The organism is Brevibacterium sp. NPDC056726 (assembly GCF_042790515.1).
Classification (GTDB): domain Bacteria; phylum Actinomycetota; class Actinomycetes; order Actinomycetales; family Brevibacteriaceae; genus Brevibacterium; species Brevibacterium sanguinis.
Window position 1 is genome coordinate 19,598 of the sequence record NZ_JBHTYZ010000003.1, and the last position, 14,536, is coordinate 34,133.

Below are 14,536 nucleotides of genomic sequence, written 5' to 3' on the forward strand. Positions count from 1 at the left end.
GAGACAAGGGGCCCGCTGTGAACAGTGACGGTCCGCGTGGAACACCTGCGAAACCAGTGGCATCGTGGGATGCGGCGCAGCTCCGGCGCCGCGCGGGCCGACGGGGCCGCTCTCAACAGACTTCAGGACGCAGAGTGTCGACAACGGCGTGCGCTGTCGACACTCTGCGTCCTGAAGTCGGGCTCAGGCGGGGAAGGTCTCGCCGGTGAGCGTCTCGAAGGCCTCGATGTAGCGTGCGCGGGTCTTCTCGACGACCTCGGCGGGCAGGGCCGGCGGCGGAGTGTCCGACGCCCTGTCCCAGCCGGACTCCGTCGTCAGCCAGTCGCGGACGAACTGCTTGTCGAAGCTCGCCTGCGCGGTGCCCGGGGCGTAGCTGTCGGCGCCCCAGAAGCGCGAGGAGTCGGGGGTGAGCACTTCGTCGGCGAGGACGATCGTGCCGTCGGACAGGGTTCCGAACTCGAACTTCGTGTCGGCGAGGACGATGCCCCGCTCCCGGGCGATGATCTCGGCGCGCCGGTAGATCTCCAGGGTGAGGTCGCGGATCGCGCTCGCCTGCTCCTCGCCGATGGTCTCGGCGACCTGGTCGAAGGAGACGTTCTCGTCGTGGTCGCCGAGCGCGGCCTTCGTCGCCGGGGTGAAGATCGCCGGTTCGAGCCGGTCGGCCTCGTCGAGGCCGGCGGGCAGGGCGACCCCGCACACGGCGCCGGTCGCCCGGTAGTCGGTGAGTCCGGAGCCGGTGAGGTACCCGCGGGCGACGGCCTCGACGGGGATCATCGCGAGGTTCCTCACGATGAGTCCGCGTCCGCGCACCGCGTCGGGGACGTCGGAGCTGATGACGTGGTTGCCGATGACATCGGCGAGCTGGTCGAACCACCACAGGCTCAGGCCCGTGAGCACGCGGCCCTTGTCGGGGATCTCGGAATCGAGCACCCAGTCGTAGGCCGAGATCCGGTCGGAGGCGACCATGAGGAGACGGTCGGCCGAGGCGATGTCCGCAGCGTCCTCGGGGATGTAGAGGTCGCGGACCTTGCCGGAGTACGCGTGCCTCCACCCGGGCAGCGTCGGGGCGTCCGCGTCGAGGCCCGCGGCAGGGGCGTTGCTCGCGGCAGGAGCCGCACTCCCGTAGACGGGAGCGAGCGCGATCCGCCCCCGGGCAGCCGCCTCGGCGATGTCATGGCGGTGCTGTTCGCCGTCCCACGAGATCTCCTCGACCGCGGCATACGCGCGGGCCCGCGCCTCGTCGAGGTCGGTCCCGAGCGCGACGACGGAGAGCACCCGCCCGCCGGCGGTGACGATGTCCCCGGTCTCGGCGACGTCCTCGGTGATGATCGTGTCCTCCGGCGCGTACCCGGCGCCGGGCCCCGTCGCGAGCGCCGTGCCGGCGTGGAGGACGTCGATGCCCTCGCGCGCATCGGCGGCGTCGAGACCGCGGATGATGTCGCCGGTCGTCGGCCGGTCGGGGTAGTTCTCTGCGGCCATGACGACGGTCACGGAGGTGCGCGGATCCCAGTCGAGCTCCCCGACCTCGTCGAGGCGGCCCTCGGCGGCAGCGAGCAGCGTCTGCCCGAGCGGGGTCCTCAGGCGGGCGAGGACGGACTGCGTCTCGGGGTCGCCGAAGCGGACGTTGAATTCGACGACGCGCAGGCCCTTCGAGGTCAGCGCGAGACCGCAGTAGAGGAGGCCGGAGAACGGGGTGCCGCGGCGGGCCATCTCGTCGACGACGGGCTGGGCGACGGTGGTGACGATGTCGTCGACCATGCCCGCGGGCGCCCACGGCAGCGGCGAGTACGCCCCCATCCCGCCGGTGTTCGGTCCGGTGTCACCGTCGCCGATGCGCTTGAAGTCCTGCGCCGGGGCCAGGGGCACCGTCCGAGTGCCGTCGCAGAGGACGAAGAGGGAGACCTCGGGACCGTCGAGGTAGTCCTCGATGACGACGCGGTCGGAGACCTCGAGGCACGAGCGGGCATGGGCGAGTGCGGCCTCCCGGTCGTCGGTGACAACGACGCCCTTGCCCGCGGCGAGCCCGTCGGCCTTGACGACGTAGGGGGCGCCGAAGTCGTCGAGGGCCGCGGCCGCCTCGTCGAGGGTGTAGGCGACGACGGTCCGGGCCGTCGGCACGCCCGCGGCCTCCATGATCTCCTTCGCGAACGCCTTCGATCCCTCGAGGTGCGCGGCGGCCGCGCTCGGACCGAACACTGGGAACGAGGCCTCCCGCAGGGCATCGGCGACACCGGCGACGAGCGGGGCCTCGGGTCCGACGACGACGAGATCGACGTCGAGGCGCTCGGCCAGCGCGGTCACCTCGGCGGCATCGGAGGCGTCGACGTCCGCGGTGTGCGCGATGGCCGCGATCCCCGGATTTCCGGGGGCGGCGATGACGGCGTCGACCTGGGGGTCGCGGCTGAGAGCAAGGACGAGGGCGTGTTCGCGGGAGCCCGACCCGATGACGAGAACCTTCACACGACCAGCCTATAAGGTCGTACGCTTGAGTGCGTGAGTCTCTCCACCTTCACGCCCGCCGAGGCGGCCTGCCTCGCCGTCGTCGAACGCAGCGGATTCGTCGAGTCGCGCCACAGCGGATCCGCCGTCGTCGTCGGCCCCGACGGCACCGAACTCCTCCGCCTGGGCGCCCCGGGAGCCCCCGTGTTCACGCGCTCGAGCCTCAAGCCTCTCCAGGCGCGCGCCGCGCTCTCCCTCGGCGCGCAGCTGGCCGGTCCGGCTGCCGCGCTCGCGACCGCCTCCCACCGCTCCGAGGCCGGACACGTCGCCGTCGTCGAAGCGATGCTCGCCTCCGCGGACCTCGGTGCCGCCGACCTCCGGTGCCCGTCCGTCCATCCCGCCGACGGGGCCTACCGCCGCAGCCTCGCCGCGGCCGGCGACCCCCGCTCACCGGTCCACTTCAACTGCTCGGGCAAGCATGCCGCGTTCCTGCTCGCCGCCCGCGCCCAGAACGCCGACACCGCGACCTACCTCGACCCCTCCCATCCCGTGCAGCAGCGCGTCGCCGAGGTGGTCGCCGACTTCGCCGGTGAGACCCCGGCCGCGGTCGGCGTCGACGGGTGCGGGGCGCCCGTGTTCGCGCTCAGCCTGACCGGCCTCGCCCGCGCCGTCGGCCGGGTCGTCGGCCCCGGCGCCGACGCGGACTCCCGGACGATCACCGACGCGGTCTTCGCCGACCCGTGGGCGATCGAGGGGCACGGGCGACCGAACACGACGGTCATCGACCGCCTCGGCGTCTTCGCCAAGGGCGGCGCCGAAGGGGTCATCGTCATGGCCACCCGCGACGGCCACGCCGTGGCGCTCAAATGCCTCGACGGGTCCTCCCGGGCCACGGGCCTCGTCGCCCTCACCCTGCTCGATCGGGTCGGGGCGCTGTCCGACATCCCCGCGGCCGATCTCGCCGAGGTGGCGGCGGCGATCACCGACCCCGTCACCGGCGGCACGGATTCCGAGGGGCGGACAGCCGTGGTCGGCACCGTGCGGGTGAGCGAAGATGCAGCTGAAGGAGCGAGGTTCTGACGATGGCGATTCGACGACGAATAGACCCTGAGCAGGGACGACGCGCACTCGAGATGTGGGTGGCCCACAGCGATGCCGACGGCGCGCCGGCGGACCGGACGACGGTGGCGACCGCGGTGCGCTTCACCCTCGAGGAGCTCGCCTCCCGCGCCGAGGGCAATAGCGTCGAAGTTCGCGTGCCCCCCTTCGGGGTCACCCAGTGCATTCCCGGCCCCCGGCACACCCGCGGCACCCCGCCCAATGTCGTCGAGACCTCCGCCGAGGTGTGGCTCGGCCTCGTCACCGGACGGGTCGGCTTCGCCGAGGCGCTCGCCGCCGGCACGGTCGATGCCTCGGGCACGCGCGCGGACCTCAGCGACCACGTGCCGCTGTTCACGACCGCGGACCTGGAGGGACCCCGATGAGTGCGCAGATCACCCAGACGACCTCGTTCATCGGCGGCCGGCATGTGCCCTCGCTGACGACGTACGCGAACATCGATCCGGCAACCGGCGACCACCTCGGCGATGTCTCCCGGGGTGGGGCCGAGGAGATCGATCGGGCGGTGACGGCTGCGGCGAAGGCCCAGCGGGAGTGGCGGCGCTCGAGTCCCGAGCAGCGTTCCCGCCTCCTCGTCGCCACCGCTGCGGCGATCGGCGCCCACCGCGACGAGCTCGCCCGGATCGAATCCGAGGACACGGGCAAACCGCTCTCCCAGGCCTACGCGGACGTCGACGTCTGCGCCCGCTACTTCGAGTTCTACGGGCACACGATCGAGGCCTACCACGGGCAGGCGATCCCGCTCAGCGACGACATGCACGCGTACACCCGCCGTGAGCCCTACGGGGTGACCGGGCACATCGTCGCGTGGAACTACCCGCTCCAGCTCATCGGCCGGGCCGCGGCGACGAGCCTCGCCACCGGCAACTGCGCGGTGGCGAAACCCGCCGATGAGACACCGCGGTCGACCGTGCGGCTGGCCGAGCTCATCCACTCCGTCGGCTTCCCCGCCGGGGCCTTCAACGTCGTCACCGGCCTCGGCGCCGAGGCGGGTGCTGCGCTTGCGCAGCATCCCGGCATCGCCCACCTCGGGTTCGTCGGGTCGACGCAGGTCGGCTCGCAGATCGCCCATGCCGCCGCGGACCGGGTCGTGCCCACCGTCCTCGAGCTCGGCGGCAAGTCCGCGAACCTCGTCTTCGCCGACGCCGACGTCGACCAGGCGATCCCCTCCCTCGTGCGCTCGATCATCCAGAACGCCGGACAGACGTGCTCGGCCGGATCCCGCCTCCTCGTCCACCAGGACATCCACGCCGAGGTCATCGAGAAGACGGCGGCGGCGATGGCCGAGGTGACGATCGGCCACGGCCTCGACGACCCGATGCTCGGCCCGCTCATCTCGACCCGGCAGCAGGAGCGCGTCGAGGGCTTCCTCTCCGACATCGGGGCCGCTCGCATCGTCACCGGCGGCTCCCGCCCGACCGGGCTCGCCGCCGACCTCGAGGGCGGCGCGTTCATCGCCCCGACGATCGTCGACAACGTCGCCCCGGGGTCGACGATCGCCCAGCAGGAGGTGTTCGGCCCCGTCGTCGTCGCGATGACCTTCGCCGACGACGATGAGGCCGTGGCGCTGGCCAACGGGACCGACTACGGGCTCGTCTCCGCGCTGTGGACGCAGAGCCTGTCCCGGGCGCATCGGCTCGCCGCCGAGGTGGAGGCCGGGCAGGTCTTCGTCAACACGTACGGGGCCGGTGGGGGAGTCGAACTGCCCTTCGGCGGGTTCAAGAAGTCCGGATACGGTCGCGAGAAGTCGATGGAGGCCCTCGACGAGTACACGCAGACGAAGACCGTCGTCATCAAGCTCTGAATGGCTCTGTTCCCTCAAGCTCTGCCCATCCAGGCCGTGCGCATCCAGGCCGTGCGCTCCACTCAGCGACGCGGGCGCAGATGACGCCGGGAGTCCTCGCGCTCGTCCTCGGCGCCGCAGTCGCGCACGCGCTGTGGAACCTCGCGGCGAAGACGGTGGCCGGCCGCGGCTACGCGTTCGTCCTCGCCTACCACGGTCTCAGTGCGCTTCTCCTCGCCCCGGTCGCGATCTGGCTCGTCGCCTCCGGGCAGCAGACGATCGACGGGAGTCTGCTCGCCGCGGCCCTGCTCAGCGCACTCCTCCACATCGGGTACTCGGTATCCCTGCAGGCAGGCTACGATCATGCGCCGCTCGGCGTCGTCTACCCGAGCGCCCGCGGCATCGGGCCGGTGCTGACGATCATCGTCGCCGTCACCGTCCTCGGGGAGCGGCTGAGCGCCGTCGAGATCATCGGGGCGCTCATCGTGCTCGCCGGCATCGCCGTCGTCACCGTGCGCCCGCGGGGCCGGAACCACTCGTCCGGCCCTGCTCATCTGCCGGGTCGGGATCACGCGTCCGGCGGGGTGGCGCGCGGCCTCGCGTGGGGCGGCCTCATCGGGACGTTCATCGCCGGGTACACGCTGTGGGACGACTTCGCCGTCAACCATGTGACGACCTCGCCGCTGCTCTACTTCGCCGTCTCCGAGGCCGTCGTCGCTTGTCTCATGGGCGCCGGTCTCGTCACGCTGCCCGGCGGCCGGGCCCGGCGCGCCGACCTCCGCGCCGTCGTCGGTGAGCACCGGTGGGCGCTCGTCACCGTCGCGGTGCTCTCACCCCTGGCCTATCTCCTCGTCCTCTACGCGATGCAGTCCGCGCCCGTCGCGCTCGTCGCGCCCGTGCGGGAGACCTCGATCATCATCGGCACGCTGCTCGCCTGGTGGCTCTTCGGGGAGCGGAACATCGCCGCGAAGCTCACCGGCGCCGTCATCGTCGTCGGCGGCATCGGACTCATCGCCCTCGGCTGAGCACAGCATCGCCCTCGGCTGAGCACAGGCGAGGGCGCAGGCCCGAACCCGGGCCTCAGCCCTGGGCGGCCTTCGCGTGCTTGTCCGCCTTCGCCCGCCGTCCCACCCGGACGACCCGGGTCGGGCAGAGCGAATGGGCGAGCACGCCCTGCGAGGTCGACCCGAGGAGGGTCGCGACGAAGCCGCCGCGCCCCCGGGAGCCGATGATCATCTGGTCGGCGGTCTGCGACGCGGACACGAGCACCTCGGTGGCCGGGGCGTCGAAGACCGACCAGCGGATGTCGAGGTCGGGGAACTCGTCGCGCAGGGTCGCCACGGCGAGTTCGTCGGCCGCGGCCGCCTCGTCGTAGAGCTTCGTCAGGTGCTCTTCGCTCGGCAGCCATTCGGGGGAGAGGATGTGCGCGGCGGTGACGCCGACGATGTGGAGCGGCTTGCCGTAGAGCTGCGCCTGCACCGCGGCCTCCCGCAGCACCGGGCTGTCGGTGTCGAACGGGTCGACGCCGGCGACGATCTGACCGGTGAAGTCGGGGCGCTCCTTGGAGTCCTGCGAGGCATCGACCCGGGGACCGTCCTGCGAGGTGCGCACGGGCTGGTCGATCGGCTGGTGCTCATCGGCGGCGGGACGGTCGGGCCACGTGCTCGGGATGACGACGGTGGGGCTGTGGGCGTGGGCGGGCATCGCGAGCGCGACCGAGCCGAGCAGCCGACCGGAGAACCCGCCGTGTCCGCGGGCGCCGACGACGGCGAGATCGGCCGTCGACGAGCTGTCGATGAGGACTCCCGAGGCGTCACCGACGGCGACGATCGTCGTCACGGGCACACCCGCCTGCCGGGCCACCTCGGCAGCGGACTCGCAGAGCTGCCTGGTCGAGTCCTTGACGGAGTTGTCGAAGTCGGCCGGGTAGACGATGTCAGCGCGGCTCATGTTCATGCCGGGCACGGTGTAGGCGGCGACGAGGCGCAGCTGCGCGCCGGTGAGCTTGGCATGGTCGATCGCCCAGTCGAGGGCGCAGCGGCTGTTGGCGGAACCGTCGATTCCGACGATGATCGTGTGTGACATGTCCACCCCTGTGTGTGAGAGCCCATCCGTGTCCTCCTGCCAGTCTATGGGAAGAGGCGGTCGCTGTGGGATTGTCTGGGAGCGGGCCGGCGGGGCCTCGTCTAGACTGGAGTCGATCGAAACCGCCGGTTCCCCCGGCGCCACTGACCTTGCCCCAAGGAGATCATGAAGGACCAGATCGACGTCTCGGTGCGTCGCAGCCCCAAGTTCGCGGCATTCATGGCCGTCGGTGCGATCGCCGGCGTCCTCCTCGCGGGACTGCTCACCCTGGTCATCGACCCCAGCGAGGTCCCCGCCGAGTACACAGTGGCCAAGGGCGCGGGTCTGCTCCTCGTCGTCCTCGGCGTCGGCGGTCTCTTCGTCGGCGGCCTCGTCGCCCTCATCCTCGACTGGAGAGGGCGCAAGCGGGCCCGCGAGTACCGGGTCGAGGCGCAGATCGACCTCGTCGACGACCCCAAGGTCATCGCCCAGCGGCGGATCGCTGAGATGCGGGGTGAGGAGATCCCCGCCGAAACGGCCGCTGAGACCCCCGCCGAACCGTCATCCGCGACCTCCACCGAACCTCCTGCCGACGACCGGCGCACCACCGGTGACCAGGGCGGCTCCACTCGCCCGACGACCGGGGCCTGAGGCGGCGGTCAGCCCCTCCGCGCGCGTGTGAGACAATTCTTTCCGTGGCAAGAGGAGACGGGCAGCTGACCCACGAAATCGACCCCCTGGACCGCGGACCGCAGGATGCCTGTGGGGTATTCGGAGTCTGGGCTCCGGGCGAGGAGATCGCCAAACTCACCTACTTCGGGCTCTACGCCCTCCAGCACCGCGGGCAGGAGTCCGCGGGCATCGCCGCGAGCAACGGCAGCCAGATCCTCGTCTACCGGGACATGGGGCTCGTCTCGCAGGTGTTCCACGAACGCGACCTCGAACTCCTCCAGGGCCACATCGCCGTCGGCCACACCCGCTACTCGACGACGGGATCGCCGTCGTTCGAGAACGCGCAGCCGACGCTCGGCCCCACCCCGTTCGGCACCGTCGCGCTCGCCCACAACGGCAACCTGACGAACTTCGACGAACTCGAGCAGCTCGCCGACTCCCGCCGCGACCACGCGAACAAGGTCGTCGCCGAAGCGACGAAGAAGCGCAGCCGCACCCGCGCCTTCCGCGACTCCTCGAACGACACCTCACTCGTCACAGAGCTCTTCGCGACCGAGCAGGGCGAGGACCTCACCGACGCCGCGCTCAAGCTGCTCTGCGAAGTCGACGGGGCGTTCTCGCTCGTCTTCATGGATGAGAATACGCTCTACGCCGCCCGCGACCCGCAGGGTGTCCGCCCCCTGTCGCTGGGCCGACTGTCCAACGGCTGGGTCGTCGCCTCGGAGACCGCGGCCCTCGACATCGTCGGCGCCTCGCATGTGCGCGACGTCGAGCCCGGCGAGCTCATCGCCATCGACGAGGACGGGCTGCGCTCGTTCCGCTTCGCCGAGGCGAAGCCGGCCCGCTGCGTCTTCGAATACGTCTACCTCGCCCGGCCCGACAGCGTCCTCGACGGGCAGATCGTCCACGGCGCCCGGACGGAGATGGGGCGCAAGCTCGCCCAGGAGTTCCCCGTCGACGCCGACCTCGTCATCGCCACCCCGGAATCGGGCACGCCCGCGGCCGTCGGCTACGCCGAGGAATCGGGCATCCCGTTCGGCCAGGGCCTGATGAAGAACGCGTACGTCGGTCGGACGTTCATCCAGCCCTCGCAGACGCTGCGGGAGCTCGGCATCCGCCTCAAACTCAACCCGATCCGCGAGAACATCGAGGGCAAGCGCCTCGTCGTCGTCGACGACTCGATCGTGCGCGGCAACACGCAGCGCGCGCTCGTGCGGATGCTCCGGGAGGCCGGTGCCAAGGAGATCCACATCCGCATCTCCTCCCCGCCCGTGAAATGGCCGTGCTACTACGGCATCGACTTCGCCACCCGGGCCGAACTCATCGCCAACGGCCTGAGCACCGAGGAGATCTGCACCTCGCTCGGCGCGGACTCGCTCGGCTACATCTCGCTCGACGGGATGATCGAGGCGACGAAGCAGGAGCGCAGCCAGCTGTGCACCGCGTGCTTCTCCGGCGAGTACCCGATTCCCGTCAACACCACCCCCGCCGACAAAGGATGCTGAGTTGAGCCCAGACGAGACCGACACCGCGAAGACGACGACCTATGCCGCCGCCGGCGTCGATGTCGAGGCCGGCGACAGGGCCGTCGAGCTCATGAAGTCAGCGGTCGCCGCGACCCACAACGCCAACGTCATCGGCGGGGTCGGCGGCTTCGCGGGACTCTTCGACGTCTCCGTGCTCAAGGACTACGAGCGTCCGCTGCTCGCCTCGTCGACCGACGGCGTGGGCACGAAGGTCGCGATCGCCCAGGCGCTCGACAAGCACGACACGATCGGCTTCGACCTCGTCGGCATGGTCGTCGACGACATCATCGTGTGCGGGGCGAAGCCGCTCTTCATGACCGACTACATCGCATGCGGCAAGGTCGTGGCCGAGCGCATCGCCGACATCGTCCGCGGCATCGCCGAGGCGTGCGCGCAGGCCGATGTCGCCCTCGTCGGCGGTGAGACCGCCGAGCACCCGGGCCTCCTCGGCGTCGACGAATACGATGTCGCTGGTGCCGCCACGGGCGTCGTCGACGCCGACAAGCTGCTCGGACCCGACAAGGTCGAGGCCGGTGACGTCCTCATCGCACTGCCGTCCTCCGGCATCCACTCCAACGGGTACTCCCTCGTCAGGCACATCATCGCCGAGGCGGGCTGGGACCTGGACCGGGAGGTCCCGGAGTTCTCGCGCAGCCTCGGCGAGGAGCTCCTCGTTCCCACGCACGTCTACACGGGCGAACTCAACGCCCTCTTCACGGCGCTGCCGGGTGCCGTCCACGCCGTCTCCCACGTCACCGGCGGAGGCCTGTCGGCGAACATCGCCCGGGTGCTGCCGCCCGGTCTCGTCGCGACGATGTCGCGGGACTCGTGGGAGATCCCTGCGGTCTTCACCGTCCTCGGCGACCTCGGCGGGGTGCCGCGCGCGGACCGCGAGCGGACGTGGAACCTCGGCGTCGGCATGGTGCTCGTCACCGCTGCTGATCGCGTCGACGAGGTGCTCGCGGCGAGCCCGGGATCGTGGATCCTCGGTGAGGTGCGCTCCGACGACGGTTCGCTGTCCGGGGAGCTCGACTACGTCCAGGGCGCCAAGGGCGTCGACGGCGGAGCCGCGATCCTCCGCTGAGACAGCAGAGTCCAGACAGATGAGGAGGGGCGGAGACTTCACGTCTCCGCCCCTCCTCATGCGTCGTGGGTCAGCTCAGGAGCGGCGCTCCGTGTACTCGTCGTCGCCGTCTTCGTCGTCGACGTTGTACTTGTCCGCGTACTCCGAGTAATCGGGTTCGTCGTCATAGGCGTCGGTTGAGGAGGACTCATGGGAGTCCGTGCCAAGTTCCTGTTGGAGACGATTGAGATCAGTGTCGGGGCTGTAGTACTTGAGCTTCCGAGCTACCTTGATCTGCTTTGCCTTTGCGCGGCCGCGACCCACTGGCGTGACCCCCTCCGTCGTCATGTGGGGCAGCTCGCCCCAGACTAGATCTCTGCTATGCGCTTAAATCCTACCTGTTCGCGGTGGGAAGTTCCATTTCGGGAAGCGACCTTGGATAGGCTGAACCCATGTCCTACAGTCGCGAATATCTCGTCTCCCTGCGGATCTTCGAACCCACGGTGGTTCATTCCGAATTGCAAGACAGGCAGGTCGAGGACAACCGTGCGCGCATCGAAGCGCAGGTAGCGGCGGACGCGGATCAGCGCCTGATCTCGCTTCCCCCGAACCCGGTGGCCGAGTCGTTCCGCAACACCCCGATCTTCCTCCCGGCGTCTCAGACCCCGGACGGCGTGGACCGCTTCAGCCCCACTCAGGAGGACATCCGCGGCTGGGAGGCGCTCGAGTCGCTGACCGAGCACACGTCGAAGGCGACGCTCGACATCATCGCCCCGAAGTCCGCCCGGCGGCGGGCGGCCGGGCACCGCGCCGAGTGGCTCCAGGACACGAAGGACACCCGCATCTTCACCCGGGTCTCGGCCTGGGATGTGCCCCCGGCATGGTGGCTCTTCTTCTCCCTCGGGGAGGACCAGGTCATCACCGAGGACACCGAGGCCGGAATGCGGGTGCTCATCCGCACCGACATCCTCGCCGCCTCGGCGCGCATGGAGTGGGCCGCGGAGACCATCGCGGAGAAGTCGAAGGTCGTCGACATGGTCGAGCAGACCGGGGTGCTCGCGCAGTGGATCGACAGCTTCGACATGAACTCGATCCTCGAACTCGACCTCGGCGGGATGAGCGAGGTGCTGTGGCCGAACGAGGGTCCGGAGCTCGTCGACTCGTGGGTGACGGCGCTGAGCAACGACGACATCGAGTCCGCGACCGCCGCGTTCCAGAAGTACGCCGCGGCGTGGGAGCAGCTCAACCTCTACGCGCGCGGTTCGTGAGCGGTGGCCCGCAGCGCCCGGAGGGGTGCTGAGAATGCGGGACTCCGGCCACAGGTGCACCGCTTGCTGAGCGTCGGTGCTGGTGCGAAACGCTACGATTGTCTCCGAGATCGCCGAGGTGTCCGCCCCGGCATCGTCTGAGCAGACCGTCCGCGCACCCAGAGTGCCGGACCGGGCGACCGACCGCGGCACGAGAGGATGAGCCCCGCAGCACATGGACGAGAAGAAGCGCCGACTCCTCACGAACACCCCGCCAGGCAGCGCGAATGAACCGGGCAGCGCACCCGAGCCCGCTGACGCATCAGAGCCCGCTGACGCACCTGGGCCCGCGACCGCCTCGGCGAGGGCACCGCTGTCGCGGATCGGGACGGGCTGGCGGATCGCGGTGACCGCGGTCGCCCTCGTCATCCTCACGGCGGGGCAGTTCCTCAACACGAACGACTTCTTCCCGCTCGGCTCCCTCACCCAGTACGCGACGGCGAAGGACCTCAACGGCGAGGTCAACTCGACGTGCATCGCGGCGCGGTTCCCCGGCGAGGACGAACCGACGCGGCTCGCGTTCAACACGGCCACCGTCGGCATCGAGCGCGGTGACGTCGAATCCCAGCTGCAGCGGGTCATCGACAACCCCGAGCTGCTCCAGACGCTCGCCGACTCCTACATCCGGCTCCATCCCGGTCAGCCCGAGCCCGAGGAGATGATCCTCTGCCGTGACACGACGCAGCTCGACAACGGCCGCAGCGTCGGCGACCCTGTGACCCGGACCCTCGCGACGTGGGAGGTGCAGTGACCATGGCCTCCTCGACCACGACTCCGCCGACCGCCGGGACTCTGTCGCCGACCCTGCCCGACCACCGCAATCCCTTCCTCCGCTGGTTCATGCCGCAGGTGCCGCTGGCGCGGGTCGCGGTGTTCCGCTTCATCATCTACGTCTTCATCATCATCGACGTCCTCACGATCTCCGGTGACGTCATCCCGCACGGGTGGACGCCCGAGCTCTACCAGCCGCTGTGGCTGGCTCGGGTGCTCGGCATCCCACCGGTGAGCGTCCTCGGCGCGCAGATCCTGCTCGCCCTCATCATCACCTTCTGCGTGCTCGCCGCGATCGGGATCCTCCAGCGCACGAGCGGGATCATCGTCGCGATCACCTTCGGGGCGTGGATGTTCTACACGCAGGGCTACGGGTACGTCGCCCACGACCACATGGCGCTCGTCATCGCCGCCGTCGTCCTCCCCACGGTCGGCGTCGCCCGCTTCCGGGAGGTGGGGACCACCTCGGCGAAGGCGGGCTGGGCGCTGCGCGTCGTCCAGATCTCCGTCGTCCTCACGTACTTCTACTCGGTGCTGATGAAGTGGATCGCCTCCGGCGACATCACGGACTGGGCCAACGGCGCGGTGATCATCTGGGCGCTGATGCGCCGCGGGGCGGAATGGTCGAAGCCGTTCCTCGAGATGCCCGGCCTCCTCATCGCCGCCCAGTGGGCAACGCTCGTCTTCGAGTTCCTCTCGCCGATCGCGCTGTTCGTCAAGGGCAAGGCGATCTACTTCATCGTCGCCTTCTTCTGCCTCTTCCACCTCATGACGTACTTCGCGCTCGGGATCCACTTCCTCCCGACCGTCATCTGCTGGGCGGCGTTCCTGCCGTTGGAGAAGCTCGTCCCTCGTCGCTTCGCGTCAGCGCCTCGAGCACGCGCCTGACCGCGACGCGTTCGGCCGTGTCCGGGCGCATGACGGCGACGACCCAGCGCATCGTCGTCACTCCCGACAGCGGGACGAGGGTGAGCCCGGCGTCCCGCGGTGTCGTGAATCGGGGGAGGAGGGCGAGCTGATCGCTCGAGGCGACGATCGCCTCGATGAGCCGGTTGTCGCGGATGCGCTGGACGACGTCGAGGTCGCGACCGGTGACGTGGGCGAGGGAGAGCAGCACCGAGTTGAACGGGTATCCGTGCGGCACCCCGACCCACGGACAGTCGACGACATCGTCGGGGGTGAGCTCGGCTCTCGCGGCGAGCGGGTGGGCCGTGGCCATCGCGACGTCGATCGGTTCCCGCGCCAGCGGCACGACGGTGAGTCCGTCCGTGCCTGCCGGTCGGTCGGAGACGAGGCTGTGGGCGATGACGATGTCGACATCGCTGGTCAGGGCCGCGAACTCGTGTTCGGCGAGGTCGACGTCGGAGGTTCGCAGCCGCAGTCCCGGATGCGTCCGGTGCAGTTCGCGCAGGGCGTCGGGCAGGAGGTAGGTGAGTGCGCTCGGGAGCCCGGCGAGGGTGATCTTCCCGATGGGCTCGCCGAGGTGGCCCTCCCAGTCCGCCTGCACGCGCGCGAGCGTGCGGGCGAGGTCCCGGCCGCCCGCGGCGAGCAGCCGCCCCGCCGGGGTGAGGGCGAGTCCGCGTCCGGCAGGTTCGACGAGGGCGCGCCCGAGTTCCCGGGTCGCCTGCCGCAGCTGCTGGGAGACCGCCGAGGGGGTGCGGTGCGTGACGCGCGCGACCTCGGTGACGCTGCCGCGCTCATCGAGGAGGCGGAGGAGCTCGAGGTGCCGCGGATCGATGACCATGAAGCAATGCTACAAGGACACTTCAGATCTTTGCGATTGTGCTAATGA

14 protein-coding genes are annotated in these 14,536 nt (G+C 70.3%); 10 read left to right on the forward strand and 4 right to left on the reverse strand.

The genetic code is table 11. From position 1 onward, the window contains the following. Window positions 1-183: 183 nt before the first annotated feature. Complete coding sequence (gene purD / locus ACFQ91_RS06395) at window positions 184-2,460, reverse strand: phosphoribosylamine--glycine ligase (RefSeq protein WP_198500516.1); 2,277 nt, start codon at window positions 2,458-2,460, stop codon at window positions 184-186. A 33-nt stretch (window positions 2,461-2,493) separates the two neighbouring features. Between purD and ACFQ91_RS06400 the strand changes: the two genes are divergently transcribed. The 4 genes from ACFQ91_RS06400 (at window position 2,494) to ACFQ91_RS06415 (ending at window position 6,366) form a co-directional block, all read left to right on the forward strand. After that, window positions 2,494-3,519 carry an asparaginase gene (locus tag ACFQ91_RS06400; protein WP_198500517.1) on the forward strand — a complete coding sequence of 342 codons (1,026 nt, stop codon included), beginning with the start codon at window positions 2,494-2,496 and terminating at the stop codon, window positions 3,517-3,519. Window positions 3,520-3,521: 2 nt separating this feature from the next. Further along, window positions 3,522-3,923, forward strand: coding sequence for a sterol carrier family protein (locus ACFQ91_RS06405; protein WP_198500518.1), 402 nt, complete (start codon window positions 3,522-3,524; stop codon window positions 3,921-3,923). Beyond that, window positions 3,920-5,362, forward strand: a complete 1,443-nt coding sequence (locus ACFQ91_RS06410) for an aldehyde dehydrogenase family protein (protein WP_198500519.1) — start codon at window positions 3,920-3,922, stop codon at window positions 5,360-5,362. The genes ACFQ91_RS06405 and ACFQ91_RS06410 overlap by 4 nt, the downstream gene beginning before the upstream one ends. 80 nt (window positions 5,363-5,442) lie before the next feature. Then, window positions 5,443-6,366: an EamA family transporter gene (locus ACFQ91_RS06415; protein ID WP_198500520.1), complete on the forward strand. Its 924-nt coding sequence runs from the start codon at window positions 5,443-5,445 to the stop codon at window positions 6,364-6,366. A 55-nt stretch (window positions 6,367-6,421) separates the two neighbouring features. On the opposite strand, the gene ACFQ91_RS06420 is transcribed toward ACFQ91_RS06415, so the two are convergent. Then, window positions 6,422-7,426, reverse strand: a complete 1,005-nt coding sequence (locus ACFQ91_RS06420) for a universal stress protein (RefSeq protein WP_198500521.1) — start codon at window positions 7,424-7,426, stop codon at window positions 6,422-6,424. 165 nt (window positions 7,427-7,591) lie between these two features. Between ACFQ91_RS06420 and ACFQ91_RS06425 the strand changes: the two genes are divergently transcribed. Genes ACFQ91_RS06425 through purM form a run of 3 tightly spaced genes read left to right on the forward strand, consistent with a single transcriptional unit; the run spans window position 7,592 to window position 10,687 of the window. Next, a complete protein-coding gene (locus ACFQ91_RS06425) occupies window positions 7,592-8,056 on the forward strand; it encodes a hypothetical protein (RefSeq protein WP_198500522.1) in 465 nt (154 codons plus the stop codon). Between the two features lie 44 nt (window positions 8,057-8,100). Beyond that, complete coding sequence (gene purF, locus ACFQ91_RS06430; protein WP_198500523.1) at window positions 8,101-9,582, forward strand: amidophosphoribosyltransferase; 1,482 nt, start codon at window positions 8,101-8,103, stop codon at window positions 9,580-9,582. A gap of 1 nt (window position 9,583) precedes the next feature. Further along, window positions 9,584-10,687, forward strand: a complete 1,104-nt coding sequence (gene purM, locus ACFQ91_RS06435; protein ID WP_198500524.1) for a phosphoribosylformylglycinamidine cyclo-ligase — start codon at window positions 9,584-9,586, stop codon at window positions 10,685-10,687. A 75-nt stretch (window positions 10,688-10,762) separates the two neighbouring features. On the opposite strand, the gene ACFQ91_RS06440 is transcribed toward purM, so the two are convergent. Next, a complete protein-coding gene (locus tag ACFQ91_RS06440) occupies window positions 10,763-10,990 on the reverse strand; it encodes a DUF3073 domain-containing protein (protein ID WP_137825870.1) in 228 nt (75 codons plus the stop codon). A gap of 128 nt (window positions 10,991-11,118) precedes the next feature. Here ACFQ91_RS06440 and ACFQ91_RS06445 point away from each other — a divergent pair, with 128 nt between their 5' ends. From ACFQ91_RS06445 to ACFQ91_RS06455, 3 genes are all read left to right on the forward strand, one after another. Next, on the forward strand, window positions 11,119-11,934 hold the full coding sequence (locus tag ACFQ91_RS06445; RefSeq protein ID WP_198500525.1) for a hypothetical protein: 816 nt from the start codon (window positions 11,119-11,121) through the stop codon (window positions 11,932-11,934). Window positions 11,935-12,148: 214 nt separating this feature from the next. Further along, window positions 12,149-12,724: a hypothetical protein gene (locus tag ACFQ91_RS06450; protein ID WP_198500526.1), complete on the forward strand. Its 576-nt coding sequence runs from the start codon at window positions 12,149-12,151 to the stop codon at window positions 12,722-12,724. Window positions 12,725-12,726: 2 nt separating this feature from the next. Then, entirely contained in the window at window positions 12,727-13,632 is a 906-nt protein-coding gene (locus tag ACFQ91_RS06455; RefSeq protein WP_198500527.1) for a hypothetical protein, read from the forward strand. Here the strand turns inward: ACFQ91_RS06455 and ACFQ91_RS06460 are convergent. After that, a complete protein-coding gene (locus ACFQ91_RS06460; protein WP_232623833.1) occupies window positions 13,553-14,488 on the reverse strand; it encodes a LysR family transcriptional regulator in 936 nt (311 codons plus the stop codon). The two genes, ACFQ91_RS06455 and ACFQ91_RS06460, sit on opposite strands and share 80 nt — an antisense overlap. Between the last annotated feature and the right edge of the window lie 48 nt (window positions 14,489-14,536).

What these genes read in the sequence shown, in the direction of transcription:
- ACFQ91_RS06405 (WP_198500518.1), top strand. Translation starts at nt 3,522, where the DNA reads ATGGCGATTCGACGACGAATAGACCCTGAGCAGGGACGACGCGCACTC.
- ACFQ91_RS06410 (WP_198500519.1), top strand. Translation starts at nt 3,920, where the DNA reads ATGAGTGCGCAGATCACCCAGACGACCTCGTTCATCGGCGGCCGGCAT.
- ACFQ91_RS06415 (WP_198500520.1), top strand. Translation starts at nt 5,443, where the DNA reads ATGACGCCGGGAGTCCTCGCGCTCGTCCTCGGCGCCGCAGTCGCGCAC.
- ACFQ91_RS06420 (WP_198500521.1), bottom strand. Translation starts at nt 7,426, where the DNA reads ATGTCACACACGATCATCGTCGGAATCGACGGTTCCGCCAACAGCCGC.
- ACFQ91_RS06425 (WP_198500522.1), top strand. Translation starts at nt 7,592, where the DNA reads ATGAAGGACCAGATCGACGTCTCGGTGCGTCGCAGCCCCAAGTTCGCG.
- ACFQ91_RS06445 (WP_198500525.1), top strand. Translation starts at nt 11,119, where the DNA reads ATGTCCTACAGTCGCGAATATCTCGTCTCCCTGCGGATCTTCGAACCC.
- ACFQ91_RS06450 (WP_198500526.1), top strand. Translation starts at nt 12,149, where the DNA reads ATGGACGAGAAGAAGCGCCGACTCCTCACGAACACCCCGCCAGGCAGC.
- ACFQ91_RS06455 (WP_198500527.1), top strand. Translation starts at nt 12,727, where the DNA reads ATGGCCTCCTCGACCACGACTCCGCCGACCGCCGGGACTCTGTCGCCG.
- ACFQ91_RS06460 (WP_232623833.1), bottom strand. Translation starts at nt 14,488, where the DNA reads ATGGTCATCGATCCGCGGCACCTCGAGCTCCTCCGCCTCCTCGATGAG.